Annotated in this window: 25 protein-coding genes, 5 tRNA genes, 1 rRNA gene and 1 other annotated feature; of the genes, 7 read left to right on the top strand and 24 right to left on the bottom strand. The window is 51.7% G+C overall.

Annotation, left to right across the window (positions count from 1 at the left end):
* The 4 genes from ACPXSQ_RS14320 to rluD form a co-directional block, all read right to left on the bottom strand.
* Nucleotides 1-198 (bottom strand): 16S ribosomal RNA (locus ACPXSQ_RS14320); the annotation flags it as partial.
* 479 nt (nucleotides 199-677) lie between these two features.
* Nucleotides 678-3,251 carry an ATP-dependent chaperone ClpB gene (clpB, locus tag ACPXSQ_RS14315; RefSeq protein ID WP_022623083.1) on the bottom strand — a complete coding sequence of 858 codons (2,574 nt, stop codon included), beginning with the start codon at nucleotides 3,249-3,251 and terminating at the stop codon, nucleotides 678-680.
* 125 nt (nucleotides 3,252-3,376) lie between these two features.
* Nucleotides 3,377-4,105, bottom strand: coding sequence for a purine nucleoside phosphorylase YfiH (yfiH, locus tag ACPXSQ_RS14310; protein WP_028715714.1), 729 nt, complete (start codon nucleotides 4,103-4,105; stop codon nucleotides 3,377-3,379).
* Complete coding sequence (gene rluD, locus ACPXSQ_RS14305) at nucleotides 4,102-5,082, bottom strand: 23S rRNA pseudouridine(1911/1915/1917) synthase RluD (RefSeq protein WP_013026884.1); 981 nt, start codon at nucleotides 5,080-5,082, stop codon at nucleotides 4,102-4,104. Before rluD ends, yfiH begins: the two co-directional genes overlap by 4 nt.
* Before the next feature lie 129 nt (nucleotides 5,083-5,211).
* On the opposite strand from rluD, the gene bamD reads away from it, so the two are divergent.
* The 4 genes from bamD (at nucleotide 5,212) to pheA (ending at nucleotide 7,963) form a co-directional block, all read left to right on the top strand.
* The gene (bamD, locus tag ACPXSQ_RS14300) at nucleotides 5,212-5,943 is read left to right on the top strand and encodes an outer membrane protein assembly factor BamD (protein WP_426144114.1); all 732 of its coding nucleotides are present in this window, start codon (nucleotides 5,212-5,214) and stop codon (nucleotides 5,941-5,943) included.
* Nucleotides 5,944-6,220: 277 nt separating this feature from the next.
* A complete protein-coding gene (gene raiA, locus ACPXSQ_RS14295; protein WP_013026886.1) occupies nucleotides 6,221-6,553 on the top strand; it encodes a ribosome-associated translation inhibitor RaiA in 333 nt (110 codons plus the stop codon).
* A gap of 100 nt (nucleotides 6,554-6,653) precedes the next feature.
* Nucleotides 6,654-6,777: a sequence feature (Phe leader region), on the top strand.
* Entirely contained in the window at nucleotides 6,655-6,702 is a 48-nt protein-coding gene (locus ACPXSQ_RS14290; RefSeq protein WP_193372328.1) for a hypothetical protein, read from the top strand. (Overlaps the previous feature by 48 nt.)
* Nucleotides 6,778-6,799: 22 nt before the next feature.
* Entirely contained in the window at nucleotides 6,800-7,963 is a 1,164-nt protein-coding gene (gene pheA, locus ACPXSQ_RS14285) for a bifunctional chorismate mutase/prephenate dehydratase (RefSeq protein WP_019104711.1), read from the top strand.
* Between the two features lie 36 nt (nucleotides 7,964-7,999).
* Here pheA and tyrA read toward each other — a convergent pair whose 3' ends face one another.
* Together tyrA and ACPXSQ_RS14275 are read right to left on the bottom strand one after the other, a co-directional pair.
* Nucleotides 8,000-9,121 carry a bifunctional chorismate mutase/prephenate dehydrogenase gene (gene tyrA, locus ACPXSQ_RS14280; RefSeq protein ID WP_014594413.1) on the bottom strand — a complete coding sequence of 374 codons (1,122 nt, stop codon included), beginning with the start codon at nucleotides 9,119-9,121 and terminating at the stop codon, nucleotides 8,000-8,002.
* Between the two features lie 6 nt (nucleotides 9,122-9,127).
* A complete protein-coding gene (locus tag ACPXSQ_RS14275; RefSeq protein WP_014605181.1) occupies nucleotides 9,128-10,207 on the bottom strand; it encodes a 3-deoxy-7-phosphoheptulonate synthase in 1,080 nt (359 codons plus the stop codon).
* A gap of 285 nt (nucleotides 10,208-10,492) precedes the next feature.
* On the opposite strand from ACPXSQ_RS14275, the gene ACPXSQ_RS14270 reads away from it, so the two are divergent.
* A complete protein-coding gene (locus ACPXSQ_RS14270) occupies nucleotides 10,493-11,023 on the top strand; it encodes a GNAT family N-acetyltransferase (RefSeq protein ID WP_013026890.1) in 531 nt (176 codons plus the stop codon).
* 18 nt (nucleotides 11,024-11,041) lie between these two features.
* Here the strand turns inward: ACPXSQ_RS14270 and ACPXSQ_RS14265 are convergent, their stop codons facing one another.
* From ACPXSQ_RS14265 to ffh, 6 genes are all read right to left on the bottom strand, one after another.
* On the bottom strand, nucleotides 11,042-11,596 hold the full coding sequence (locus ACPXSQ_RS14265; RefSeq protein ID WP_019104712.1) for a hypothetical protein: 555 nt from the start codon (nucleotides 11,594-11,596) through the stop codon (nucleotides 11,042-11,044).
* A 295-nt stretch (nucleotides 11,597-11,891) separates the two neighbouring features.
* On the bottom strand, nucleotides 11,892-12,239 hold the full coding sequence (gene rplS, locus ACPXSQ_RS14260) for a 50S ribosomal protein L19 (RefSeq protein ID WP_013026892.1): 348 nt from the start codon (nucleotides 12,237-12,239) through the stop codon (nucleotides 11,892-11,894).
* Nucleotides 12,240-12,281: 42 nt separating this feature from the next.
* Nucleotides 12,282-13,043 (bottom strand): tRNA (guanosine(37)-N1)-methyltransferase TrmD, encoded by a 762-nt coding sequence (trmD, locus tag ACPXSQ_RS14255; RefSeq protein WP_019104713.1) that lies wholly within the window; start codon nucleotides 13,041-13,043, stop codon nucleotides 12,282-12,284.
* Nucleotides 13,044-13,078: 35 nt separating this feature from the next.
* Entirely contained in the window at nucleotides 13,079-13,627 is a 549-nt protein-coding gene (rimM, locus tag ACPXSQ_RS14250; RefSeq protein ID WP_014594416.1) for a ribosome maturation factor RimM, read from the bottom strand.
* A gap of 18 nt (nucleotides 13,628-13,645) precedes the next feature.
* Nucleotides 13,646-13,894, bottom strand: coding sequence for a 30S ribosomal protein S16 (rpsP, locus tag ACPXSQ_RS14245; protein ID WP_007893313.1), 249 nt, complete (start codon nucleotides 13,892-13,894; stop codon nucleotides 13,646-13,648).
* A 142-nt stretch (nucleotides 13,895-14,036) separates the two neighbouring features.
* Nucleotides 14,037-15,398: a signal recognition particle protein gene (gene ffh, locus ACPXSQ_RS14240; RefSeq protein ID WP_013026896.1), complete on the bottom strand. Its 1,362-nt coding sequence runs from the start codon at nucleotides 15,396-15,398 to the stop codon at nucleotides 14,037-14,039.
* Nucleotides 15,399-15,587: 189 nt separating this feature from the next.
* Between ffh and ACPXSQ_RS14235 the strand changes: the two genes are divergently transcribed.
* Entirely contained in the window at nucleotides 15,588-16,385 is a 798-nt protein-coding gene (locus ACPXSQ_RS14235; RefSeq protein ID WP_013026897.1) for a cytochrome C assembly family protein, read from the top strand.
* A 17-nt stretch (nucleotides 16,386-16,402) separates the two neighbouring features.
* The gene (locus ACPXSQ_RS14230) at nucleotides 16,403-17,689 is read left to right on the top strand and encodes an HlyC/CorC family transporter (protein ID WP_013026898.1); all 1,287 of its coding nucleotides are present in this window, start codon (nucleotides 16,403-16,405) and stop codon (nucleotides 17,687-17,689) included.
* Between the two features lie 182 nt (nucleotides 17,690-17,871).
* Here ACPXSQ_RS14230 and luxS read toward each other — a convergent pair whose 3' ends face one another.
* The 12 genes from luxS to ACPXSQ_RS14170 form a co-directional block, all read right to left on the bottom strand.
* A complete protein-coding gene (gene luxS, locus ACPXSQ_RS14225; RefSeq protein WP_013026899.1) occupies nucleotides 17,872-18,387 on the bottom strand; it encodes an S-ribosylhomocysteine lyase in 516 nt (171 codons plus the stop codon).
* Nucleotides 18,388-18,538: 151 nt separating this feature from the next.
* A complete protein-coding gene (gene gshA, locus ACPXSQ_RS14220) occupies nucleotides 18,539-20,143 on the bottom strand; it encodes a glutamate--cysteine ligase (RefSeq protein ID WP_014594418.1) in 1,605 nt (534 codons plus the stop codon).
* Between the two features lie 31 nt (nucleotides 20,144-20,174).
* Nucleotides 20,175-20,603, bottom strand: a complete 429-nt coding sequence (locus ACPXSQ_RS14215; RefSeq protein ID WP_013026901.1) for a YqaA family protein — start codon at nucleotides 20,601-20,603, stop codon at nucleotides 20,175-20,177.
* A complete protein-coding gene (yqaB, locus tag ACPXSQ_RS14210; RefSeq protein WP_024471530.1) occupies nucleotides 20,600-21,166 on the bottom strand; it encodes a fructose-1-phosphate/6-phosphogluconate phosphatase in 567 nt (188 codons plus the stop codon). Before yqaB ends, ACPXSQ_RS14215 begins: the two co-directional genes overlap by 4 nt.
* Before the next feature lie 616 nt (nucleotides 21,167-21,782).
* Nucleotides 21,783-21,859 (bottom strand) — tRNA-Arg (locus tag ACPXSQ_RS14205).
* A 187-nt stretch (nucleotides 21,860-22,046) separates the two neighbouring features.
* Nucleotides 22,047-22,123 (bottom strand) — tRNA-Arg (locus tag ACPXSQ_RS14200).
* 189 nt (nucleotides 22,124-22,312) lie between these two features.
* Nucleotides 22,313-22,389: transfer RNA gene (locus ACPXSQ_RS14195), tRNA-Arg, on the bottom strand.
* Between the two features lie 134 nt (nucleotides 22,390-22,523).
* A tRNA-Arg gene (locus ACPXSQ_RS14190) sits at nucleotides 22,524-22,600 on the bottom strand.
* An 8-nt stretch (nucleotides 22,601-22,608) separates the two neighbouring features.
* Nucleotides 22,609-22,701: transfer RNA gene (locus ACPXSQ_RS14185), tRNA-Ser, on the bottom strand.
* A gap of 283 nt (nucleotides 22,702-22,984) precedes the next feature.
* Entirely contained in the window at nucleotides 22,985-23,170 is a 186-nt protein-coding gene (gene csrA, locus ACPXSQ_RS14180; RefSeq protein ID WP_006120718.1) for a carbon storage regulator CsrA, read from the bottom strand.
* A gap of 250 nt (nucleotides 23,171-23,420) precedes the next feature.
* Complete coding sequence (gene alaS / locus ACPXSQ_RS14175) at nucleotides 23,421-26,048, bottom strand: alanine--tRNA ligase (protein WP_022623092.1); 2,628 nt, start codon at nucleotides 26,046-26,048, stop codon at nucleotides 23,421-23,423.
* Nucleotides 26,049-26,179: 131 nt separating this feature from the next.
* The gene (locus tag ACPXSQ_RS14170; RefSeq protein ID WP_014594422.1) at nucleotides 26,180-26,692 is read right to left on the bottom strand and encodes a regulatory protein RecX; all 513 of its coding nucleotides are present in this window, start codon (nucleotides 26,690-26,692) and stop codon (nucleotides 26,180-26,182) included.
* Nucleotides 26,693-26,782: the final 90 nt, after the last annotated feature.

Genomic DNA, 26,782 nt, shown 5'->3' with positions numbered 1-26,782 from the left:
CTCTTTGGTCTTGCGACGTTATGCGGTATTAGCCACCGTTTCCAGTGGTTATCCCCCTCTATCGGGCAGATCCCCAGACATTACTCACCCGTCCGCCACTCGTCACCCGAGAGCAAGCTCTCTGTGCTACCGTCCGACTTGCATGTGTTAGGCCTGCCGCCAGCGTTCAATCTGAGCCATGATCAAACTCTTCAATTTAAAGTTTGATTTGCTGAAACAAGTCCAGCGGTGCTCATCTGTAAAACGTCATAATGAATTTCATTATGTGTTCACTCGTGAGGCTTTGATATTTTTTACGTCCGGAGACGCTGATATCAATCCTGCGAGTGCCCACACAGATTGTCTGATAAATTGTTAAAGAGCAGTGCGAACAGCGGGTTAACCGCCTGTCGCGAGGTGGCGTATATTACGCTTTCCTCCTTCAGAGTCAACCTCTTTTTCAGAAGTTTTTCTCCGGCGGAAACTCCTGGGAGCCTCCTGCTGAACACCGCGTTACGTAAGCCGTTGTGCCGTGTCAGTGGAGGCGCATTATAGGCAAATATTTTAGACTGACAAGCGCTAATTCAAATAAATCTTTCGAGTGATTACTTTCCAGGCAATACGCTTTAAAAAAAGCCAAAACCACAGATTACGCGTACAAAAAACGGGCGTAACGCCCGTTTTTAATAAATATGCCTTTACTGGTGGGCAGTAATGACATCGTCTTTTACGTCCATCTCTATCACTTTGCCCGGGACCAGCTCACCAGAAAGAATCTGCTGTGCCAGTGGGTTTTCTATCTGCTGCTGGATAGCGCGTTTCAGTGGACGCGCACCGTAAACCGGGTCATAACCGTTTTCGCCCAACAGTTTGATCGCCGCATCAGAGATATGCAGCTGATAGCCTCGGTCTTCCAGACGTTTGTACAGCCGCTGCAGTTGAATCTGTGCAATAGACGCAATGTGTTTCTCACCCAGCGGATGGAACACCACTACCTCGTCAATACGGTTCACGAACTCTGGACGGAAATGTTGACCCACTACGCCCATCACCAGATTTTTCATCTCGGGATAATTCAGATTGCCGAAACGTTCCTGAATTAAATCTGAGCCCAGGTTAGAGGTCATGATCACGACCGTATTGCGGAAATCAACGGTGCGCCCTTGTCCGTCCGTCAACCGGCCATCATCCAGAACCTGCAGCAAAATATTGAAGACATCGGGATGCGCCTTCTCGATTTCATCTAACAGGATCACAGAATAAGGACGACGGCGAACCGCTTCAGTCAGATAGCCGCCCTCTTCATAGCCGACATAACCCGGAGGTGCGCCCACCAGCCGTGACACAGAATGTTTTTCCATAAATTCTGACATGTCGATACGAACCATCGCATCGTCACTGTCGAACAGGAAGTTAGCCAGTGATTTACACAGTTCCGTTTTACCCACACCTGTTGGGCCCAGGAACAGGAACGACCCGACAGGACGATTAGGATCGGCCAGACCTGCGCGGCTACGGCGAATGGCATTGGAAACCGCTTCAACCGCTTCATCCTGTCCGATGACTCGTGAATGCAGTTCCTGCTCCATACGCAGAAGTTTGTCGCGCTCCCCTTCCATCATCCGGGCGACCGGAATACCGGTCCAGCGCGCCAGAACATCGGCAATCTCAACGTCCGTTACGCGGTTACGCAGCAGCTTCATCGTCTTGCCTTCAGACTGTGTAGCGGAAGCCAGCTGTTTCTCCAGCGCCGGGATCTTGCCGTACTGCAGTTCAGACATCTGTGCCAGATCGCCTGAGCGACGTGCCTGCTCAAGGGTAAGGCGCGCCTGCTCCAGCTCCGCTTTGATATTCTGCGTGCCGGTCAACGAGGCCTTTTCCGCTTTCCACTCTTCTTCCAGCTCGGCATATTCACGCTCTTTCTGGTTGAGCTCGGCTTCCAGCATATCCAGACGTTTGACGCTGGCATCATCAGATTCTTTCTTCAACGCCTGCTGTTCCAGCTTCAGCTGAATAATACGGCGCTCCAGACGATCCAGTGCTTCCGGCTTGGAGTCAATCTGCATACGGATACTGGATGCCGCCTCATCAATCAAGTCAATCGCCTTATCTGGCAACTGGCGATCGGCTATGTAGCGATGAGAAAGCGTTGCTGCCGCGACGATAGCCGGGTCAGTGATCTGCACATGATGGTGCAACTCATAACGCTCTTTCAAACCCCGCAAAATCGCGATGGTATCTTCAACGCTGGGCTCTGCCACAAACACTTTCTGGAAACGGCGCTCCAGCGCTGCGTCTTTCTCGATATACTGGCGATATTCGTCCAGCGTGGTAGCGCCGACACAGTGTAACTCGCCGCGCGCCAGCGCAGGTTTCAGCATATTGCCGGCGTCCATTGCACCATCTGCTTTACCCGCGCCCACCATGGTATGCAGCTCATCAATAAACAGAATGACGTTGCCTTCCTGCTTAGACAGGTCGCTGAGCACGCCTTTCAGACGCTCTTCGAATTCACCACGGTATTTAGCCCCTGCCACCAGCGCGCCCATATCCAGTGCCAGCACACGGCGGCCTTTCAGCCCTTCCGGCACTTCACCATTGATAATGCGCTGCGCCAGCCCTTCGACGATGGCGGTTTTACCTACGCCGGGCTCACCAATCAACACGGGGTTGTTTTTAGTACGACGTTGCAGTACCTGGATGGTACGGCGAATCTCTTCATCACGCCCAATCACCGGATCGAGCTTGCCTTTCTCGGCGCGCTCGGTGAGATCGATCGTATATTTCTTTAAAGCCTGACGCTGATCTTCAGCACCCTGATCGTTCACGTTGTCGCCTCCACGAAGTTGTTCAATCGCTTTGGTGAGCTTTTCGTTGGTGACGCCTGCGGATTTCAATATGTCCGCCAGCGAGCCACGTGAATCCAGGGCTGCCAAAACAAATAATTCTGATGAGATAAAGTTGTCGTTGCGCTTCTGTGCCAGCTTATCGCACAGGTTAAGCACTCGGATCAGGTCGGATGATGGCTGCACATCTCCGCCGCTGCCTTCTACCTGCGGCAAACGGTCAATAGCCTGATCAATTTGCGTACGTAACGATGCTACGTCAGTACCGGCTGAGGACAACAGGGGCGCAACGGAACTCCCTTCCTGCTTGAGCAACGCGCTCATCAGGTGCAAGGGTTCAATAAACTGGTTATCGTGTCCTAAAGCCAAAGACTGCGCGTCGGACAGAGCGAGTTGAAATTTATTAGTAAGACGATCCAGACGCATAATTCCTCCCATTACAGGTCAAATGCTACTGGAGATTAAAATGAGGTCATTCCTCAAATATTCAAGGTTAATGACCTGAAAAAGGACTAAAAAACGCTCTGTCTGGATCGTCTTACGGGCTAAGACTATAACAGCCAAATTAAAGTTGCCATACGGCCGGTGATGCCATCCCGACGATAGGAGAAAAAATCGTCCTGCTCGCTAAAGGTACAACGTGAATCCGCACTCACTGATTTCACGCCTGCAGCATGGAGCCGCTGACGGGCCAGTAGCCAGATATCCGCGTAGAATTTTTCCCCCGCCGGACGAAAAGCGGCAGCTGCCTCAGGATCGTGATTCATAAACGCGCGACGCACTTCTGCACCGACTTCGAACGCATCAGGACCAATGGCCGGCCCGAGCCAGGCGTGAATATTGCCGGGCGCAGCCTGAAACTGTGCCAGGGTATTTTCCAGTACGCCGCCACACAGCCCGCGCCATCCTGCATGAGCCGCAGCAACTTCACGGCCGTCATCCGAACAAAACAGCACAGGCAGGCAGTCAGCCGTCATGATTGCACATACCACGCCCGTTTCCCGCGTAATACAAGCATCTGCCTGTCGCGGCGCGGTTCCCCCTGCGCTCAGGCAGGCAACGTCGGTTGAATGAACCTGCTCCAGCCACTGCGGCATCGCGGGCAACGCCGCAAGCGCTATCAGCCGCTCACGGTTGGCTGCCACATGATGCAGCTTGTCACCGACATGGCTGCCGAGATTAAGCGAACGCCAGTTCCCCTCGCTCACGCCGCCCTGCCGTAACGTTGAGACGGCACGCACCCGATCGGGTGCCGGCCATTGTGGAATAATCAGGCTCATAGCCAGTCCAGCTGATCCTTGAACATCTCTGTATCCGCTTTCAGCGCATCAATCAGATCAATCATGTCCTGAGGTATCGCGGCATGGAATTCCATCTCAATCCCAGAGATAGGATGGTAAAGCCGGAGCATCGTCGCATGCAGCGCCTGGCGATCAAATCCGCGCAGCGTGGTAATAAAGTCTTCCGATGCGCCTTTTGGCGGACGCGGACGGCCACCGTAAAGCGGGTCGCCCACCAGAGGGTGATTAATATGCGACATATGCACACGGATCTGGTGCGTACGGCCGGTTTCCAGGCGCAGACGCAACCGCGTATGAGCACGGAAATGCTCCATGATGCGATAGTGAGTGACAGCCGGTTTCCCCATGGGATGCACGGACATATGCGTACGTTTAGTCGAGTGACGGCTAATCGGTTCATCGACCGTGCCGCCAGCAGTCATCGTACCGATGGCGACCGCTTCATATTCACGTGTAATTTCACGGCGCTGAAGGGCGTCGACAAGGTGCGTTTGCGCCGGGACGGTTTTCGCCACGACCATCAGCCCGGTTGTATCTTTGTCCAGGCGATGAACGATGCCCGCGCGCGGCACATCGGCAATGGCGGGATAGTGATGCAGCAGCGCATTGAGTACGGTGCCATCAGGATTGCCCGCGCCCGGATGCACCACAAAGTCACGTGGTTTATTGATGACAATGATATCTTCATCTTCGTAGACGATATCCAGCGGGATATTTTGGGGTTCCCAGCGCTGCTCTTCTTCGATCTCAGCATCGATGGTCACGCGCTCGCCGCCGAGCACTTTTTCTTTCGGCTTATCAGTCACAGTGCCGTTGACACTGACGCGCTGGTTAAGGATCCACTCTTTTATGCGGGAACGTGAATAATCAGGGAACAATTCCGCCAAAGTTTGATCTAAACGTTGTCCGAGTTGTGATTCGGATACCGTTGCGGTGAGTTGAACTTGTTGTGCCATATACAGCTTCTTCGTTAACGTTGGGTTTTACGGCGATGCCGTTTAATATAATGTGCTATCGTACCTGGTCATTACCGGGAGCTATACGGACAGCTTCCGCCATAACATTTTGAGGATAATCACTTCGTCATGACGCGTATGAAATATCTGGTGGCTGCAGCCACACTGAGCCTGGCACTTGTTGGTTGTTCCGGCTCAAATGACGCGGTACCGGACAACCCGCCTTCTGAAATCTATGCTACAGCGCAACAAAAGCTGCAGGACGGTAACTTTAAAGCGGCGATTAAGCAACTGGAAGCGCTGGATAATCGTTACCCATTCGGTCCCTATTCGCAGCAGGTTCAGTTGGATTTGATCTACGCGTACTATAAAAATGCCGATCTGCCGATGGCGCAGGCTGCCATCAGCCGCTTTATGCGTTTAAATCCTACGCATCCTAATATCGATTACGTCATCTATATGAAAGGGCTGACGGATATGGCGCTGGATGATTCGGCATTGCAGGGCTTTTTCGGCATCGACCGTTCCGATCGCGATCCTACCCATGCTCGTGATGCATTCCGCGACTTTGCACAGCTGCTGAGCAGCTATCCAAACAGCCAATATGCAGCCGATGCCTATAAACGTCAGGTCTATCTGAAAGACCGTTTGTCAAAATATGAGCTTTCAGTGGCGCAATTCTATACCAAGCGTGGGGCCTATGTCGCGGTTGTTAACCGTGTTGAAGGCATGATGCGCGATTATCCGGACACGCAGGCGACGCACGATGCGTTACCGCTGATGGAAAACGCCTATCGCCAGTTGCAACTGAACGCCGAGGCGGATAAAGTCGCAAAAATTATCGCAGCAAACAACGACTGAGACGTTCGCGCGTTGAGCCACAAAAAAAGCAGCCCTGGAGGCTGCTTTTTTATGCGCATAAAACAGGCAAAATGTTGATTTACCTGTTGAGCTAACTTATCAAGAATGCCTTGATAAGGCGTTAGCTTCAAGGCTTTTCGGCCACATTCTCGCCCTTTCTCACAATTTGCTGTAGTTGACAAAAAGTGACATTTTTTTGTGATCAAAATCACACATCTACAGAGATATCGCGCTATGCTGGATCCATTCAGACGGCAATCACAGAGAGGTAAGCATAATGATCGTGAATATTACCAGTAAGCAAATGGAAATTACTCCAGCCATCCGTGAACACGTCGAAGACCGTCTCGCCAAGTTAGAAAAGTGGCAAACCGACCTGATTAACCCGCATATCGTTCTGTCGAAAGAATCCAAAGAGTTTGTGGCAGACGCCACGATTAATACGCCAAACGGTACACTGGTCGCCAGTGCCAAACATGACGATATGTACACTGCTATCAACGATCTGATAGGAAAACTCGAGCGCCAACTTAATAAAGTGCAGCACAAATCTGAAGCGCGCCGCGCGGCCACCAGCGTTAAAGACTTTACCCCCGCCGCCGAAGAGTAAGTTTTGTCCTCACCTTCCTGACGCGCCTACGGGCGCGTTTTTTGTTGACAGCTTTTCATCTGTGCGGTTACTCTCAGAACAGCTTATTTTTGGAACCTGTCATGAAAACACTGTCGTTTTTCTTCGCTTTCTTTTTTACCTTCCCCTGACTGGGAGGCCATTCGTCGTGTAAAAAGAAAGCGAAGACGAACAACAAAGCCTCCCAACCGGGAGGCTTTTTTATTGGATAGCTTACAGGTGAGCCTTATGACCCCGGACAATCCGCTTCTGGCACTGCGTGATAAAATCAGCGCCGTTGATGAAAAACTACTGACGTTACTCGCTGAACGGCGTTTGCTGGCCGTCGAGGTTGCAAAGGCGAAGCTGGCAACGCACCGCCCTGTCCGCGACGTCGAACGTGAACGCGCACTGATTGAGCACCTCATCGTACTGGGTAAAAAACATCAGTTGGATGCGCACTACATTACCCGCCTGTTTCAGTTAGTGATTGAAGATTCGGTTCTGACTCAGCAGGCCTTGCTGCAAAAAAACCTCAACCATACGCATGCTCATGCGGCCCGCATCGCCTTCTTGGGCCCGAAAGGCTCTTACTCTCATCTGGCTGCCCGTCAGTATGCCGCGCGTCATTTCAGTAACATGGTTGAATGCGGTTGCCTGAAATTTCATGACATTATCAAACAGGTGGAGAATAACGCGGCGGATTACGCCGTCTTACCGATCGAGAATACCAGCTCCGGTTCAATCAACGATGTGTACGACCTGCTGCAACAGACCAACCTCTCTATCGTAGGGGAACTGACGCTTCCGATTGAGCACTGCATGTTGGTCAGTAGCCAGAGCGACCTGGAACAGATTGAAACGGTCTACAGCCATCCGCAGCCTTTTCAGCAGACCAGCCACTTCATTAACCGCTTCCCGCACTGGAAGATTGTCTACACCGAAAGCACCGCCGCTGCCATGGAAAAAGTGGCCGCGCTCAACTCACCTAAGGTCGCGGCGATCGGTAGCGAAGCCGGTGGCGAACTGTATCAGTTACAGGTGCTGGAGCGTAATCTGGCCAACCAACAGCAGAATCACACACGCTTTATTGTCCTGGCCCGTAAGCCCATCGAAGTATCCGATCAGATTTCGGCGAAAACGACGCTGATCATGGCAACCGGCCAGCAGGCGGGTGCACTGGTTGACGCACTGTTGGTCTTGCGCCAGCACAACCTGATTATGAGCAAACTGGAATCCCGGCCTATCAACGGTAACCCGTGGGAAGAGATGTTTTATCTGGATGTGCAGGGCAATCTGCAGTCTCAAAAGATGCAGCAGGCATTAGAAGAGCTGAGGGCAATGACGCGTTCGTTAAAAGTACTTGGCTGTTACCCCAGCGAAAATATTATTCCCGTTGAACCCGACAAGTAATCAGTAAAAAGGCATCCAACTGGATGCCTTTTTAGCTTATGGCCGGCTGTCGTTCGCCGAGCGCAGCAGGCTTCGGCTCTCAACCAAAAAGCGTTTGGCGTGATCGCCAAACCACTCTTCTACCCGGTTGAAGCTGGCAATAAAGGCGTTTTTGTCACCTTGTTCCAGCAGGGCAATGGCTTCACCAAAGCGCTGATAATAACGTTTGATAAGGTTCAGGTTATTTTCAGACGACATAATGATATCCGCATACAGCTGCGGATCCTGTGCAAACAGGCGCCCCACCATTGCCAGCTCAAGCCGGTAAATGGGCGAGGACAAAGCCAGGAGCTGATCAAGATTGACATTCTCTTCAGCCAGGTGAAGGCCATAAGCAAAAGTCGCGAAATGGCGCAGCGCCTGGATAAATGCCATGTTCTGGTCGTGTTCTTCTGCCCCAATGCGATGCAGGCGCGCTCCCCAGACCTGTATCTGCTCCAGAAACCACTGATAGGCTTCCGGCTGCCGCCCATCGCACCAGACCACAACCTGCTTGGCAAGACTGCCGCTGTCCGGCCCGAACATAGGATGCAGACCGAGTACCGGTCCCTGATGCGCCGCCAGCATCGCCTGTAGGGGGCGATTCTTGACGGACGCCAGATCCACCAGGATACAGTCATCCGGCAGCGCAGGGAGTTGTTGAATCACCTGCTCGGTCAGATGGATAGGCACGCTGATGATCACCATACCGGCATCGCTGAACAGCGTTTCCGCCCGATCCCAGTCATCTTTATCCAGCGTTTTTACCTGGTAGCCCGACAGCGTCAGCATTTTATTAAACAGGCGTCCCATCTGGCCATTACCGCCGACGATCACCACCGGACGTAACTCGGGACGCAGGGTTTTAAACCCTTTATCATTTTCGCTGGTATAGGATTCTCGCATGACGCGGCGCAATACGTCTTCAATCAGATCGCCAGGCACGCCCAGCGCTTCTGCCTCTTTGCGACGGGACGCCAGCATAGAAGCTTCCCGCTCCGGAACATAGATTGGCAAACCATGGCGGCTTTTAACTTCGCCGACTTCCGCTACCAGTTCCAGACGTTTTGCCAGTAGATCCAGCAGTGCTTTATCTACCGTATCAATTTGTTCGCGTAATGCCGTTAATTCAGCCACCATTGCCCACTACACCTCGTGTGAAAGACGCGCCGACAGAACCTCGTTTAGCTCATCATGCATTTCGCGCAGTAACGCCTCGGTGACGTTCCAGTTGATGCAGGCATCGGTAACAGAGACGCCGTACTTCATCTCACTGCGCGGCTGCTCGGAAGACTGATTGCCTTCACTAATGTGGCTTTCCAGCATCAGGCCAATAATCGAACGGTTGCCTTTCTTGATCTGATCGATGGCCGATTGCGCGACGCCAGGCTGACGGCGGTAGTCTTTATCAGAGTTACCGTGGCTGCAATCTATCATTAAGGCCGGGCGGAGTCCCGCTTTAAGCATGGCCGTTTCACATTGTGCCACGTCTTCCGGACTGTAGTTTGGTGCTTTGCCGCCGCGTAAAATAACGTGTCCGTCAGGATTTCCCTGTGTTTGCAACAGGCAAACCTGGCCTGACTGATTGATACCCACAAACCGATGAGGCATTGCCGCCGCGCGCATGGCATTTATCGCCGTACCCAGGCTGCCGTCGGTACCGTTTTTAAAGCCCACCGGCATTGACAGGCCTGAAGCCATTTCACGGTGGGTTTGTGATTCCGTCGTGCGTGCGCCAATCGCCGACCAGCTAAACAGATCGCCCAAATATTGCGGGCTGTTTGGATCCAGCGCTTCCGTCGCTAACGGCAAGCCCATATCGACAAGATTCACCAGCAACTCACGGGCAATGTGCAAACCCGCTTCCATATCAAATGAGTTATCCATGTAAGGATCGTTAATTAACCCCTTCCAGCCAACGGTCGTGCGGGGTTTCTCAAAGTAGACGCGCATAACAAGGTACAGGCGATCTTTCACCTGCTCAGAGAGGCTTTGCAGACGACGCGCATAATCCAGAGCCGCTTCTGTATCGTGAATTGAGCATGGGCCACAAACCACTAACAGGCGGGAATCACGGCCTGCAATGATATCCGCAATTGTCTGGCGCGAGGCGGCGATTTGCGCCTGCTGCGCATTGCTCAACGGGAATTTCGTTTTAAGCTCTTCGGGAGTAATCAACACCTGCTCATTGGCGATATGAACATTGTTTAACGCGTCTTTTTGCATCGTCCTGTCCTTTACACTCATTTATGCGGTCACGGGATCCTCATGGAGGAGAGATGAAACTGTATCATAATGAGTACACTCGACAATCCCTTATGTACACTTTATTTACCATCAAAAATAAAAAACCTGAAAAAATCAACAAAATACATTTAATATCAATGAATTAAAAAAATAAAAACACAATCAGTCAGGCTGCCATTGTGTAAATATAAATATACACAACATCTGTTCCACCACCGAAATCCCCCTGTTAATATTGATACGTTAACTGACAAGGACGAAAACATGATCCAGACCACCGCAGCCATTCGCCTGCGTCCTTTTGATCTAAGCGATATTGAGGCCTTCACCGTAGCCGTTAATGACTCTTTGGATACGTTATTGCCCTGGATGAGTTGGGCGCATCCGGATTATCAGCCGGATGAAGCCGAAAGCTGGATTCGCTTTACACACTTACAACGCGCACTTAAAGAAGCGGAAGAATTTGCCATCGTGGATGCCCAGAACCGCCTGTTAGGTGGTGCAGGCTTTCGCTTTGCTAAAAAACCGGGAGAGTTTTGCGCTTTGGGGTACTGGGTTCGCAGTGACGCGCAATGTCAGGGTGTTGCCACGCAAGCGGTAAAGCTGTTACTGGAATTTGGCTTTGCGCGCCCGGATGTACAGACAATAGAACTGCTGGCGGTGGAGAATAACTTCGCCAGCAGACGTGTAGCGGAAAAGAGTGGCGGGCGCTTTATCGATTACCGTTATGGTTTAATTGTTTTAGACAGCGGGCCGGTCAACGCGGCGATCTATCATTTCCAGCGCCCCTCATGAAAAGGCATGAGATCGTACTCAGCGGTCGTAGGCCTCAACATAAGCGACAAGCCAGCTGTTAACGTCTATGGTTTTCCCGGTATTACGCAGAATGATAATGCCGGATTCGATCCGGACCAGTTCGAATGCGCGCATCTCTCTGTGGAAATGACAATAGCCTTTGATAAACATCCCATCGCAGGACTCCACATCCACGCGCCGGTAAGCCACCTTACCCTCGTAGTCAAAATAGCTGAAGCCGATCTCTTTTAGACTCAGCCAGGGCATATCAACCTCGACCAGGGGCACATGCGCCGTCACCGCCGTGGACGTTTTGTTCTTACGTGCCAGTTCCTTTTTGTGTTCGCGGCCTGCCCAAACAAGGATCACGTTAGCCGCCACAAAGATAAGGGCCGGACCATACAACCCCAGCGCAAGAAAAAGGGGAAACAACACGAATCCCATGCTTACCCAGACTGCGGTCAGGCAGCGGCAAAGCCACTTATGCTTGTTGCCTTCAAGTGCATATCGGGCTGAATAGAATGAGGCGAGCGAAAATATAAAGCCGGAAACTAAAAAAACGACGTCTTTCAAAACCTGTCCTTAGGGCAATGAGATTGAATAAGAGAATAATCGGTTGTGTCCGATGACGAGCAGATTGCGTTACGCAGCATCCCGGCGGTTGGCATGCACAGCATCGCAAAGATACCTGTTCTGTTCCGACAGGTTTTCCTTTATGTGAGACAGCGCTTTGGTCTGGCACACTTTGCCTGCAGATGACGGCAAACATTCGGCGTAGGCATTTTGTAGGCACTGGCATAAAAAAGGGGCTGGCACATTGCCAACCCCTTGTTTGCTATTAACTTTTAGATGTCGCGTTAGCGATACCTTAGTTAAGACGCTCTTTGATACGAGCAGACTTACCAGTACGCTCACGCAGGTAGTACAGTTTGGCTTTACGCACAGCGCCACGACGTTTAACAGCGATGCTGTCAATTACCGGAGAGTGAGTCTGGAAGACACGCTCAACGCCTTCGCCGTTAGAAATTTTGCGAACAGTGAATGCAGAGTGCAGACCGCGGTTACGAATAGCGATAACCACGCCCTCGAATGCCTGCAGACGTTTTTTAGAACCTTCAACGACCCATACTTTCACTTCCACGGTATCACCCGGACGGAAGGAAGGTACGTCCTGTTTCATCTGCTCTTGTTCAATTTGCTTAATAATGTTGCTCATAATTAAATCTCTTATCCTGGGTAAACTGATAGTCAGGGAAGATCACTCTTCCGCATCATCGTTTTGTTGCTGGTGTTCCTGTTGGAACGCCTTAAGCAACCTTGCTTGCTCTTCAGTCAGAGCCAGGTTTTCCAGAAGTTCAGGTCTTCTTAGCCAGGTACGGCCTAGCGACTGTTTCAGGCGCCACTGGCGAATATCGGCATGGTTGCCCGACAGCAAAACTGGCGGAACGTCCATCCCTTCTAACACTTCAGGTCGGGTATAGTGCGGACAATCCAGCAATCCGTCAGAGAACGAATCCTCATCGGCTGACGCCTGTTTGCCGAGTACTCCCGGAATGAACCGGGCAACCGCGTCAATCATCGTCATTGCTGGCAGTTCCCCGCCGCTGAGAACGTAATCACCGATTGACCATTCTTCATCAATTTCGGTCTGGATTACGCGCTCATCAATCCCTTCATAGCGACCACAGACAAGGATGAGCTTGTCTCGTGATGCCAGTTCGCAAACGCCCTGTTGGTCAAGTTTGCGGCCCTGAGGTGAAAGATATATCACCCTGGCACCCTCTCCCGCCGCTGCTTTCGCTGCGGAGATGGCATCCCGTAAAGGTTGTACCATCATCAGCATTCCCGGTCCGCCACCATAAGGACGATCGTCCACAGTACGGTGCCGGTCGTGCGTGAAGTCACGTGGACTCCAGCTTTGAACGCTGAGCAGGCCATTTTTTACTGCCCGGCCAGTTACCCCGTAATCGGTAATAGCGCGAAACATTTCTGGAAACAGGCTAATTACACCAATCCACATTGTCTTCGCCGTTACGTTACCGTTTGATTCGGAGATCAAAAACCAGGATCCCAATCTACTTCAATAAGGCCAGTAGAGAGATCGACTTTCTTGATAACCTGTTCATCAAGAAACGGAATTAACCGCTCCTGTACACCAAACGCATCTTTCAGGTTTGCCTTCACGACGAGAACGTCGTTCGAACCGGTTTCCATCATATCGACGACTTTACCCAGTTCGTAGCCTTCAACGTTGACTACCTTGCAACCCATCAGGTCTTTCCAGTAGTACTCACCGTTATCCAGCGCAGGCAGCTGCGTCGAGTCGACCTGAATTTCGCAATTGGTCAACTGTGCCGCCGCATCCCGATCGTCAATGCCTTTGACTTTGATGATCAGGTCCTGATTGTGGTGCTTCCAACCATCCAGTTCCACCTGCTGCCATTTACCGGCGCGCTGGATAAACCAGGGTTGGTAGTCAAAGATACTTTCAGCGTCTTCAGTGGAGGAAAACACTTTGAGCCAGCCGCGAATGCCGTATGCCGCACCCATTTTCCCCAAAACAATCGGGTTAACAGGTGCCTGTGCGGCAAGTTGTCTGCTCATGCTCACCACCGTGACAGATTAAGCTGCTTTCTTTGCTTCTTTGATCAGCGCGTTAACGCGATCAGAAAGCGTTGCGCCCTGGCCAACCCAGTGCTCGATACGATCCAGATCCAGACGCAGACCTTCTGCCTGACCAGATGCGATCGGGTTGAAGAAACCTACGCGCTCGATGAAGCGACCGTTGCGTGCATTGCGGCTGTCAGTGACGACGACCTGATAGAACGGACGCTTTTTAGCGCCGTGACGTGCCAAACGAATTGTTACCATAACATCCTCTTCAGTTAATAAAACACCCGGCCCCCATCGAGGAACGGGGTCCGGGTGCTGTATAAAAAGCCCGAAAATTTTACTCATTTTGGCGCAAAAAGCAACCTAAACCGAGTAATCCCAGGCTTTTTTGTGGAACCCCTTAGCGTCCTGGGAAACCTGGCGGCATCATACCTTTCATGCCGCGCATCATTTTCGCCATTCCGCCCTTCTTCATTTTCTTCATCATCCGCTGCATGTCGTCGAACTGCTTTAATAAGCGGTTAACGTCCTGCACCTGCATGCCCGAGCCGGTAGCGATGCGGCGCTTGCGCGAACCTTTGATAATTTCTGGTTTTTCACGCTCTTTGCGTGTCATCGAATTGATGATGGCTTCCATGCGCACCAGCACTTTGTCATCCATCTGCGATTTCACGTTGTCTGGCAGTTGCCCCATGCCCGGCAGCTTGCCCATCAGGCTCGCCATACCGCCCATGTTACGCATCTGCTTTAACTGCTCAAGGAAGTCATTGAGATCAAAACCGTCGCCGGTTTTCAGTTTCTTCGCCAGTTTTTCCGCTTGCGCGCGGTCAACTTTACTTTCGATATCTTCAATAAGCGACAGCACGTCGCCCATGCCAAGAATACGCGAGGCAATGCGGTCAGGATAAAAAGCTTCCAGCGCATCGGTCTTCTCGCCCATCCCCATAAATTTGATCGGCTTGCCGGTGATATGGCGAATAGACAGGGCAGCACCACCACGTGCATCGCCATCCACCTTCGTCAGAATAACCCCTGTCAGCGGCAGCGCTTCATTAAAGGCTTTGGCGGTATTCGCCGCATCCTGACCGGTCATGGCATCCACGACAAACAGGGTTTCTACCGGATTAATTGCGGCGTGAACCTGTTTAATCTCGTCCATCATCGCTTCGTCTACGTGCAGACGACCCGCGGTATCGACCAGCAATACGTCATAAAACTTGAGTTTGGCTTCACGCAGCGCGTTGTTGACGATATCAACGGGCTTCTGGCTCAGATCCGAGGGGCAAAAATCCACACCGACCTGCTGTGCCAGTGTCTCAAGCTGTTTGATCGCCGCCGGGCGATAAACGTCAGCAGATACCACCAGCACTTTTTTCTTGTGCTTTTCACGCAGAAATTTACCCAGCTTACCGACACTGGTGGTTTTACCCGCACCCTGCAGACCGGCCATCAGCACAACGGCCGGCGGCTGTGCGGCAAGATCCAGCGCGTTGTTTTCTGCGCCCATCGCCGTAACCAGTTCGTTACGGACAATTTTGATAAATTCCTGGCCCGGCGTCAGGCTTTTGTTGACGTCGTGGCCTACCGCGCTCTCTTTGACGCGATTAATGAAGTCACGCACCACCGGCAGCGCAACGTCAGCTTCCAGCAGCGCCATGCGCACTTCGCGCAGCGTATCTTTAATGTTGTCTTCAGTCAGCCTTCCGCGGCCGCTGATATTGCGCAGAGTTTGCGACAAACGATCGGTTAAATTGTCAAACATTGTCTCTCACTTAAAAAAAATCGCGAGGCACCATACCGGCAGAATGCGGCGGATTATAACACGAAGCCGAGGCGATCTCTTCACTTCCACCTCAGTTCCTCATCAATTCCACCTTAGATCGTTTGGAGCCTGCTGCGGCTGGCGCTATACTGCCCTTTTCCTTTATCTGACTGATGCCTGAAAGGAACTATGTCCGTTTTCGCGATTGTGGCGCTGTTCGCCTACTCCCTGAGCCTTGCACTCATCATCCCCAGCCTGTTGAAGCGTCAAAGCGGCTGGCGCAGGTTAGCTGTGCTGTCGGCCTGTGTGGCGTTAGTCACGCACGCTGTCGCCCTGCAGCAGCGTATCTTTGCCGTTGATGGCGGGCAAAATCTCAGCCTGTTGAATATCGGCTCTCTGGTCAGCCTGCTGATTTGTGCAATCATGACCATTGTTGCCTCCCGAAATCGTGGCTGGCTACTGCTGCCAATTGTTTACAGCTTTGCATTAATTAACCTGGCCTTTGCCACTTTTGTCCCGAATGCGTTTATTACGCACCTTGAAACCACGCCCGGCATTATGATTCATATCGGGCTGTCGCTGTTTGCCTATGCAACGCTCATCATCGCGGCGTTGTACGCGTTGCAGCTTGCGTGGATTGATTACCAGCTTAAGAACAAAAAACTGGCTTTCACTCAGGACATGCCACCGCTGCTGACCATTGAACGTAAAATGTTTCACATCACCCAGGTTGGCGTTGTGTTACTGACGCTGGTGCTGTGTACCGGCCTGTTTTATATGCATGACCTGTTCAGCGCCGAAAACGTAGATAAGGCCGTGCTGTCGATTATTGCCTGGTTTGTCTACATCGTTCTGCTCTGGGGCCACTATCATGAAGGCTGGCGTGGTCGCCGCGTAGTGTGGTTTAACTGCGGCGGCGCAGCGCTGCTCACGATGGCGTACTTTGGCAGTCGCGTACTGCAACACCTGCTCATTCACAGTTCTTAATAAAAGGAAGTTTTGCGGTGGAACATGTTTCGACCACGACGTTGATTGTCACACTCATCATTATGGTGTTGGTTTCAGCCTATTTTTCAGGCTCTGAAACCGGCATGATGACGCTCAATCGTTATAAACTGCGCCATCAGGCTAAACATGGCCATCGCGCAGCCCGCCGCGTCGAAAAATTGTTAAAGCGCCCGGATCGCCTCATCAGCCTGGTCCTTATCGGTAATAACCTGGTCAATATTCTGGCGTCCGCCATTGGTACTATCGTAGGGATGCGTTTGTATGGCGATGCCGGTGTCGCGATCGCGACCGGTATCCTGACATTTGTTGTACTGGTGTTTGCAGAAGTGCTGCCCAAAACGGTTGCTGCACTTTATCCAGAAAAAGTCGCTTACCCCAGTAGCTTTCTGCTCGGTCCGCTGCAATACATCATGCTGCCCCTGGTGTGGTTGCTTAACACCATTACCCGACTGCTGATGCGACTGGTGGGCATCCGGGCGGATGGTGCGATCAGTTCAGCACTCAGTAAAGAAGAGTTGCGTACCATCGTTTACGAATCGCGTACGCACATGTCGCGCCGCAATCAGGATATGTTGTTATCTGTACTGGACCTTGAAAAGGTCAGTGTGGACGACATTATGGTGCCGCGTAACGAGATTGTTGGTATTAACATCAACGATGACTGGAAATCAGTCATCCGTCAGTTAAGCCATTCACCGCACGGTCGCATTGTCCTGTTCCGTGATTCGCTGGATGATTGTGTAGGGATGCTGCGGGTGCGCGAAGCCTGGCGCATGATGACCGAGAAAAAAGAGTTTACGAAAGAGATGCTGCTGCGTGCCGCCGATGAGATCTACTACATTCCCGAAGGCACGCCGCTCAACGTTCAGTTGGTGAAATTTCAGCGCAACAAGAAAAAGACCGGTCTGGTCGTGGATGAGTACGGCGATATCAAAGGCCTGATTTCGATAGAGGACATTCTGGAGGAGATTGTGGGTGATTTCACGACCTCAATGTCTCCGTCGCTGGCTGAAGAAGTGATGCCGCAAAATGATGGCTCCGTGCTGATTGAAGGTAGCGCGAATATTCGTGAGATCAATAAAGCCTTCAACTGGCAACTGCCTGAGCAGGAAGCGCGTACCATCAACGGTATGTTACTGGAAGCACTGGAAGAGATTCCAACAGTGAACACGCGCGTTCAGGTGAATCACTATGATGTTGATATTCTGGATGTGCAGGACAATATGATTAAGCAGGTTCGCATCACACCACAGACACCGCTCAAGCAATCCGTAGGATCCTGATGCTCATAAAAAACTGCACCTTACTCAGTTGGGTGTCCAACTTTTTGGGTGCAGTTCATTGCAAGGCGGTTTTTTTCGCCTGACCCGCAGGTTTTTGAAAAGCCCGCCGTCGTCATGCAGGCGCTGTTATAAAAAAACGCCGCTAATGTGCGGCGTTTTACTGTCCGGACTAACCTAACTGACTAGATGTGCAGCTCTTTCAGTTTTTCGGCAGGCAGTTTCAGATCGTCATTGTGGTTAACACCGATCTCCTGCGCCAGCACGTTGCGGGCAATTTGCTGAGCTTCATCCAGAGAATGCAGTTTATAGCTGCCACACTGATATTCGTTGAGCTCTGGAATCTGGTTCTGATCTTTCACCTTCAGCACGTCTTCCATCGCGCCTTTCCAGGCTTGTGCCACACGTTGCTCGTCTGGTGTACCAATCAGGCTCATGTAGAAGCCTGTGCGGCAACCCATAGGTGAAATATCAACAATCTCTACGCCGTTACCGTTGAGATGGTTACGCATAAAGCCCGCGAACAAATGCTCAAGCGTGTGGATCCCACGTTCAGTCAGAATGTCGATATTGGGGCGACAAAAACGCAGGTCAAAAACAGTAATCGTATCGCCATGGGGAGTCTTCATGGTTTTTGCTACACGCACTGCGGGCGCGGCCATGATGGTGTGATCAACAGTAAAACTATCCAGTAATGGCATACGTCACCTCTTGGTCTGAAAAATTTTTTGAGAACGATGAAACTTTTCCGATCGCCCAGCGTCTGAATATATGAAAGACGCGCATTTGTTATCATCCATCCCTGACAACAGAGATGTTAATTTGGCCACATTGATGTGGCCTTTTTCTTTTCTACCCTTCCCGGCCAGCCAGATAGGTTTCAAAATCTAACGTATCATTCGCTTCAAGCTGCTGCTGCGCGGCAACGGACGCCTGTGCCTGACGCGCAAAGTCTTCCGGCTTGAGCACTTCCAGTGGCTCGTTAACCAGCAACTGCTGATACTGCTCTGCCAGAGCGATGCCCGTTCCCGTCACGCCGCTTTCTTTCATGGCTTTAAGAATACGCGCCGAATAGGTTAGCTCAGGATCGTCGAAGGATGCTACCAGTTCGTCACAGACTTGCTGATATTCTGTTGTGCCTTGATTGCTGTCCAGCGCTTCCGCAACGCGGCGCAAATCAGCAAACAGTGTCTTGCCGACCTCGACCAGTGAATACTCTGCTTCACCGCAGCCGACTGCAATTTTCAGATCGGGTTTGCGCCCTTCCAGCACCACGCGATTCCAGTTCTGCCGACTGCACTGCAATTCATCAGAGCTCATCTCTGGCGCATCTGCCAGCGTGCACCAAATCAGGAACAGATCCAGGAACCGCACCTGGTTTTCATCCACCCCGATGGGCGAGAAAGGGTTAATGTCCATTGAGCGCACTTCGATGTACTCGATGCCGCCACGTTGCAGGGCATCGGAAGGCGCTTCACCGGATCGGGTAACGCGCTTGGGACGAATCGGCGCATAGAGCTCATTCTCAATCTGCAGGACGTTAGTGTTCAGCTGCAACCAGTTTCCGTCTGCATCCCGCGTGCCCATCTTCACGAAGTCTTCAGAAGGCGTTTTAATCGCTTTTTTCAGGGCGCTGACATAACCCTCAAGAGAGTTAAAGGTAATACCCAGCGAGCTCTGCGACTTATTGGTATAGCCCAGGTCACTCAGACGCAGCGAAGTGGCATAGGGGAGCCAGAGCGTACCTTTATTATCGGTGTCAAACGGCAGTGCGCTCTCGCTGCCCTGCAGGAAACTGGAACAAATTGCAGGCGATGCGCCAAACAGATAAGGGATGATCCAGCCAAAACGATAGTAGTTGCGGATCAGCCGCAGATAACCGGCAGATATGGTTTCTTTACCGCTTTCATAATCTTTTACGTCCGCCCAGGCCTGCCAGAAGGACAGCGGCAGCGAGAAGTTGTAATGGATACCGGAGATGGTTTGCATCAACGCACCATAGCGGTTCTTTAATCCCTGACGGTAAAGGGTTTTCATACGACCGATATTGGATTTGCCGTATTGTGCCAGCGTAATTTTATCCGCATCTTCAATCAGGCAAGGCATGCTGAAAGGCCACATGCGCTCTTCACCGAGTTCGCGGGCAACATGACGATGAACGTCACGCAAAAACGCCAGCATGTGATCGATGCTGTGATCAACCGGGGTAATAAACTCCAGCAGCGTTTCAGCAAAGTCGGTGGTGATCCAGTCATGCTTAAGCGCCGACCCCAGTGACTCTGGATGCGCGGTCGTCGCAAGATGACCATCTGGCTGCACACGCAGCGTTTCACGTTCAATGCCACGGCCAATGCCTTTAAGTGCATCAGGATGCGCTTCCAGCCAGGATAACGCTTTTGATACGTCGGGGATCACATTAACCTCCCGCTGTGTGAATAATTTATTTTTGTTCAGCATAGTGTTAACCCTAGCCCCGAATCAGTACGAATCAATGCCACCATTCCATGCCCTGTAATGTGGCGGTCGCAATAACGATATAACGCAGCGTTTTACCGATAGCCAGAAACAGTATCGAGGGCAACCAGCCAAAGCGTAACCAACCTGCAAGAACGCAGAGCAGATCGCCTACAACCGGTAGCCAACTTAACAACAGTGCTGCCGGCCCCAGCCGTTGCAACCACGTCATCGCTGTCTCATGCCATCGCCCCTGACGTTTTAACGGCAATAAGCGACCCAAAATTATGTTGGTCAAGCCACCCAGGGTATTCCCTAACGATGCGACTAAAATCAACCCATAAACTGATGCGCTTTTCGCGATCAGTAGTGCAACTAACAGCGCCTCTGAGCTACCCGGAAGTAACGTCGCACTGAGAAAGCTGCTACTCAATAAAGACACATAAGCCAGTGTTTCGCTCACAGCAGGCGAACATCAACCACGGCCATCCCTGCGGCCTTCGCTGCCTGCACGCCAAAATCAGCGTCTTCGAACACCACACAGCGCTCTGGCGCGATGCCCATCAGCGCAGCACAGCGTAGAAAGGTATCGGGCTCAGGCTTGTGACGCTGCACGTCGTCGGCCCCCACCACAGCAGAAAAGAGATCTCTGACACCCAACTGGCTGAGCAGCGCATCAGCCATAGCGTGCTCACTACCTGTACCCACAGCCAAAGGGCGGCGACCATAGTACGCCTTGACGACCTCCATGAGCGGAAGCGGCTGCACGTTATCCAGCAGCATCGCTTTTACCGCTGCCGTTTTTTCAGCGGCGAGCAAATAAGGATCGCGATCTGAATTATTGGTTTCAATAATGAACTTCGCCAGTTGCCATGAGGGCGCACCGTTGAACGCCGTTACGCGCGCTTCATCGAACGCCAGGCCATAGCGTGACAGCACCTGACGCCACGCTTTTCGATGTGTCGGTTCAGTATCAAGAATAGTACCGTCCATATCGAAAATCAGGGCGTCGTATTGATCGTAGATTGTCACTGAGGACCTCCAACAAATGAGCCATTACTTTAGCTGAATGTGCGTAGGTTGTCGCCAGGCGGGATGAACAGCAAATGCTTTGAAAGCATTAGCTATTTTAGTTTTCAGATAAAGGTGATCGGGTTGGAAAGCCTGTAAGGTCGCGAATTCCCTGTGATTTTAGCAGCGATGCAGAAGGTAAGCGCTATGCCAGGAATGTTATCAAGGATTAACAATGTTCAGCAGAAAATGTATCACCACAATCAATGTGATTCTGGCACAAGATCGCGACTACGCTCACGCCTTAAAGCCCGAACGCGTTCAGGCCGCATAAACCGAAGCTTGCGCGACACAGGTGTGGTTTGAGGGCATTCAGGTGAGGCGTTCTCAGATCGTCTGAGTAAACAGAGAGAACGAACAGTGTTGTCCTGCGCCTGATAACACGATGGCTTCACAGGTCATATGCGGGGGATTTCGGCCAGAAGATTCGCAAGACAGTGCCTGCGTAAGGATGACTCGGCTGACGCCTTGCCCTTCGGGCCGTTGCTGAAGCAACGTTATCCTCCCTGGCTCTGCCTGACAAATCGACTATGTCTTACAGACCAGGAATACACGTCCATACCGAAAAATATGGTGCATCCGGGAGGATTCGAACCTCCGACCGCTCGGTTCGTAGCCGAGTACTCTATCCAGCTGAGCTACGGATGCACAGGAAAGCTTTTATGGACTGGCAGAAATCAACCTGAGGGTAATACGAAGAATGGTGCATCCGGGAGGATGACTCGGCTGACGCCTCGCCCTTCGGGCCGTTGCTGAAGCAACGTTATCCTCCCTGGTGTTCGCTGTGATGACACCGGACCATGACAGAGAGGTTTCGCTTTAGCACTACAGAATATGGTGCATCCGGGAGGATTCGAACCTCCGACCGCTCGGTTCGTAGCCGAGTACTCTATCCAGCTGAGCTACGGATGCATAGGTAATCTTTTATGGACTGGCAGAAATCAACCTGGGGATAATACGAAGAATGGTGCATCCGGGAGGATTATTCGGCTGACGCCTCGCCCTTCGGGCCGTTGCTGAAGCAACGTTATCCTCCCTGGCTCTGCCTGACAAATCGACTATGTCTTACAGACCAGGAATACACGTCCATACCGAAAAGTATGGTGCATCCGGGAGGATTCGAACCTCCGACCGCTCGGTTCGTAGCCGAGTACTCTATCCAGCTGAGCTACGGATGCATTATGAAATTCTTGTACAACGCAGGGTGCTAACGACTCACCATGAAGGAATTGCTAATTCACTTTACAACTCTGTTCCGACAATGTTTTCTGCGGCGCTTCGCCTGACATCAACATATCCATATTCAACGATATGGTGCATCCGGGAGGATTCGAACCTCCGACCGCTCGGTTCGTAGCCGAGTACTCTATCCAGCTGAGCTACGGATGCATCGGAAATGGCGGTGAGGGAGGGATTCGAACCCTCGATACAGCTTTTGACCGTATACTCCCTTAGCAGGGGAGCGCCTTCAGCCTCTCGGCCACCTCACCTTACGCGTTCTTCCGAACTGCGCTTCTGAACTTGTTTCTGCTCATCGGCACTGCGTGGCGCACATATTACTTTCCCGCACTTATAAGTCAAACAATTTTTCGGAAGGTTTTTTCCGTTTGCACAAATGACAGGCAATTGGGACAAAATGACCGCAAAAAGAGTGAATAATCAACAATCAAAGATGATGAAGTTAACAAAAAGGGTAGATAACGAGGAAAAAGAAAAAGCGAGACGGTGGGAACAAAGGGTAGCGTCTCGCACAGGTGCGAGACGCTGAATCTGTCAAACGTTGGTTTGTTGCGTTTTTTCGGCCTGGATGCGCTGATAAATCTCTTCGCGATGCACAGACACTTCTTTTGGTGCGTTAACACCAATGCGGACCTGGTTACCTTTGACGCCCAGTACCGTTACAGTCACCTCATCACCGATCATGAGGGTTTCACCAACTCGACGAGTTAGAATAAGCATTCTTTGCTCCTTGAAAGATTAAAAGAGTCGGGCTTGATAAAGCTTCCCGGCGTTATCCATCACTTAACGCTGTACACAGGCTATGAGAAATACACCATTGCACATCAACGCGCCAATACATTCTGCTGATAAATAGTTTAGCCGAAATACGCTACATCAACCCGACTTTGTCACTAGCAAATTTAACATCGTATTAAAAAGCGCCGGAACATCAGTTCTGGCGCTTGCTACGATGAATTATTTTATTTCATTACAGACGGCTCGAAACCCATCCTTCAACACCTGCCAGCGCACCTTTCAGTGCAGTAGCATCACTGCCACCTGCCTGCGCCATGTCAGGTCTGCCACCGCCCTTACCACCCACTTTAGGCGCAAGTTCGGCGATGAGTTCCCCAGCCTTAACACGGTCGGTTAAATCTTTCGTTACGCCAGCAATCAGTGACACTTTGCCATCTGCTACCGTAGCCAGCACGATAATCGCCGAGCCCAGCTGGTTTTTCAGATCATCCACCATGGTCCTCAGCATTTTCGGATCGGTGTTGCTGAGCTCAGTCACCAGCAGCTTAACGCCTTTGACGTCGACCGCATGATTGCCCAGCTGCGCACTTTCCTGCGCCGCCTGCTGATCGCGTAACTGCTGTAACTCTTTCTCCAGCGAACGCAGATGATCAACCAGCCCGCGCACTTTTTCATTCAGGTTACTGCTGTTGGCTTTCACCAGTTGGGCAATATCCTGTAGCTGGCTACTCTGCGCATAAACCTGTGCCAGAGCCGCCTCGCCTGTGATCGCCTCAATACGGCGAATCCCTGCGGCAGTACCGGACTCGGCCTGAATGCGGAACAGGCCGATATCACCGGTTCGCGCAGCGTGCGTTCCGCCACACAGCTCAACCGAGAAATCCCCCATGGTCAGAACGCGAACCTGCTGATCGTATTTTTCACCGAACAGGGCCATCGCGCCTTTGGCTTTCGCCGCCTCAAGATCCATGACACGGGTTTCAACAGGCAAATTGCGACGGATCTGTGCGTTAACAATATCTTCGACCTGACGAATCTCCTGAGGTTTCATGGCCTCAAAATGTGAGAAGTCAAAACGCAAATATTTGTCGTTAACCAACGAGCCCTTCTGAGCAACATGTTCACCTAAAACCTGACGCAATGCAGCATGCAACAGATGCGTTGCGGAGTGATTCAGACGAATACGAGCCCTGCGCGCCTCATCAACCACCGCCTCAAGACGATCGCCAACGCGTAATTGTCCGCTGCTGAGTTTGCCAATATGACCAATCGCCTGCCCATATTTTTGCGTATCCTGTACGCTAAACAGCGCGTTATTGCCTTTCAGCTCGCCTGTGTCGCCCACCTGACCGCCAGACTCGCCATAAAATGGCGTTTCATCCAGCACAATCACCGCGTCCTGACCGGCAGACAGGGCGTCAACGGCTTCACCGTTCACGAACAGCCCCTTGACGGTCGCCGTCAGATCCAACTGCTCATAGCCTTTAAACGACGAAGCCGCGTCGATACGAATCACATTGCTGTAGTCTGCGCCGAAGCCGCTGGCTTCACGTGCGCGCTGACGCTGCTGTTCCATCGCCTTTTCAAAACCGGCTTCATCGATTTTTAGGTTACGTTCACGGCAAACGTCAGCCGTTAAATCGGCAGGGAATCCGAAGGTATCGTATAAGCGGAAGACGGTTTCGCCATCCAGTGTATCACCTTGCAGTTTTGCCAGTTCCTCGTCCAGAAGTGCCAGGCCACGTTCAAGCGTTTTAGCAAACTGCTCTTCTTCACTTTTCAGAACGTTCTCAACCTGTGCCTGCTGACGCTGTAACTCTTCGCCTGCCGCGCCCATGACCTGAATCAGTGGTGCAACCAGCTTGTAGAAGAATGCGTCTTTAGCACCCAGCATATTGCCGTGACGTACGGCGCGGCGAATGATACGACGCAGGACATAGCCACGGTTTTCATTCGACGGAATGACGCCATCGGCAATCAGGAAGGCGCAGGAACGAATGTGATCGGCAATAACGCGCAGGGATTTATTATTCAGATCGGTCGCGCCGGTGACCTTCGCAACCGCTTCAATCAACGTCTGGAACAGGTCGATTTCATAGTTTGAATTAACATGCTGCAGAACCGCAGTAATACGTTCCAGCCCCATCCCGGTATCCACAGAGGGCTTAGGTAATGGCAACATCGTGCCATCCGCCTGACGGTTAAACTGCATAAAGACGATGTTCCAGATCTCAATATAGCGATCGCCATCCTCTTCAGGGCTGCCCGGTGGTCCACCCCAGATATGGTCGCCGTGATCGTAGAAAATTTCGCTGCAGGGACCGCAAGGCCCGGTATCACCCATCTGCCAGAAGTTATCTGACGCGTAGGCGCTGCCCTTGTTATCACCGATACGGATAATACGCTCACGGGGAACGCCAATATCGTTGGCCCAGATATCGTAAGCTTCGTCATCGGTTTCATACACGGTGACCCACAGGCGCTCTTTAGGCAGCTTAAACCACTGCTCGCCGGTCAGCAGTTCCCAGGCAAACGCAATAGCTTCTTTTTTGAAGTAGTCGCCAAAGCTGAAGTTGCCCAGCATTTCAAAAAAGGTGTGGTGACGCGCGGTATAACCGACGTTTTCAAGATCGTTGTGTTTCCCGCCGGCACGTACGCAGCGTTGTGACGTCGTTGCTCGCGTGTAGTCACGCTTTTCCTGACCCAGAAACACATCTTTGAACTGGTTCATTCCGGCGTTGGTAAACAGCAACGTCGGATCGTTGTTTGGTACCAGGGAGCTGCTTGCTACAACCTGATGTCCCTTACTATTGAAAAAGTCGAGAAACGCTTGACGGATCTCAGCAGTGCTCTTGCTCATATATATCCTGGAATCACGCTAACGAAAGGTCCTTCTTTATCAGGCGTACCGCATCGTTACGGCAGCAAGCATAAGGAACCAAAAGGGGTAAGATAAATATTCTTCGGAGGGAAGTAAAATCACATCGACTTTTAGTCATCAAAATTTCTGAAAACCTGCTGAATATCCTCGCTCAGAAAGCCTTTGGCATGCAAAAAGCGCTGCACTTTGGCTTTTTCTTTCCATTCTGTCGGCAATGGGTGACCAAATTTTTTCTCGGCGAGTTCAGCCGCACAGGCCGACCAGTCAATATCGGTTTCTTCCATGGCGAGATCGATCGCATCACGGCTGATGCCCTTTTGTGCCAGCTCCAGCCTGATACGCTGTGAACCAAATCCCTTGCGGCTTCGGCTCTGAATAAATCGTGCGGTAAAGCGCTCGTCATTTAACCAGCCGTTTTCACCACACCAGTTCAGCACCTTTTCCATTAGCTCGGGCGTAATGATTTCAGGATCTTTTTGTTTCATCCACGCGCTACGCTGAGCGGACAGCTGGAGCTTTTGTTTAAGCTCTTCGCGGCTGTGGTCACGCTGGCCCAGCAGGCGCATCGCACGATCCAGCAGGCGTGAAAATGAGATGACTTGTGGCTGAGATTGTTCAGACATACTGCGCACCTTTTACGAACGGAGAGAGAGTATGGCGGGAGACAGGAACAGAGGAAAGGCACGTGAGGCGTTAATGTAAAACAGGAGCGG

The organism is Pantoea sp. EEL5 (assembly GCF_049892805.1).
Taxonomy (GTDB): domain Bacteria; phylum Pseudomonadota; class Gammaproteobacteria; order Enterobacterales; family Enterobacteriaceae; genus Pantoea; species Pantoea ananatis.
This window is presented reverse-complemented; position numbering and strand designations above follow the sequence as displayed.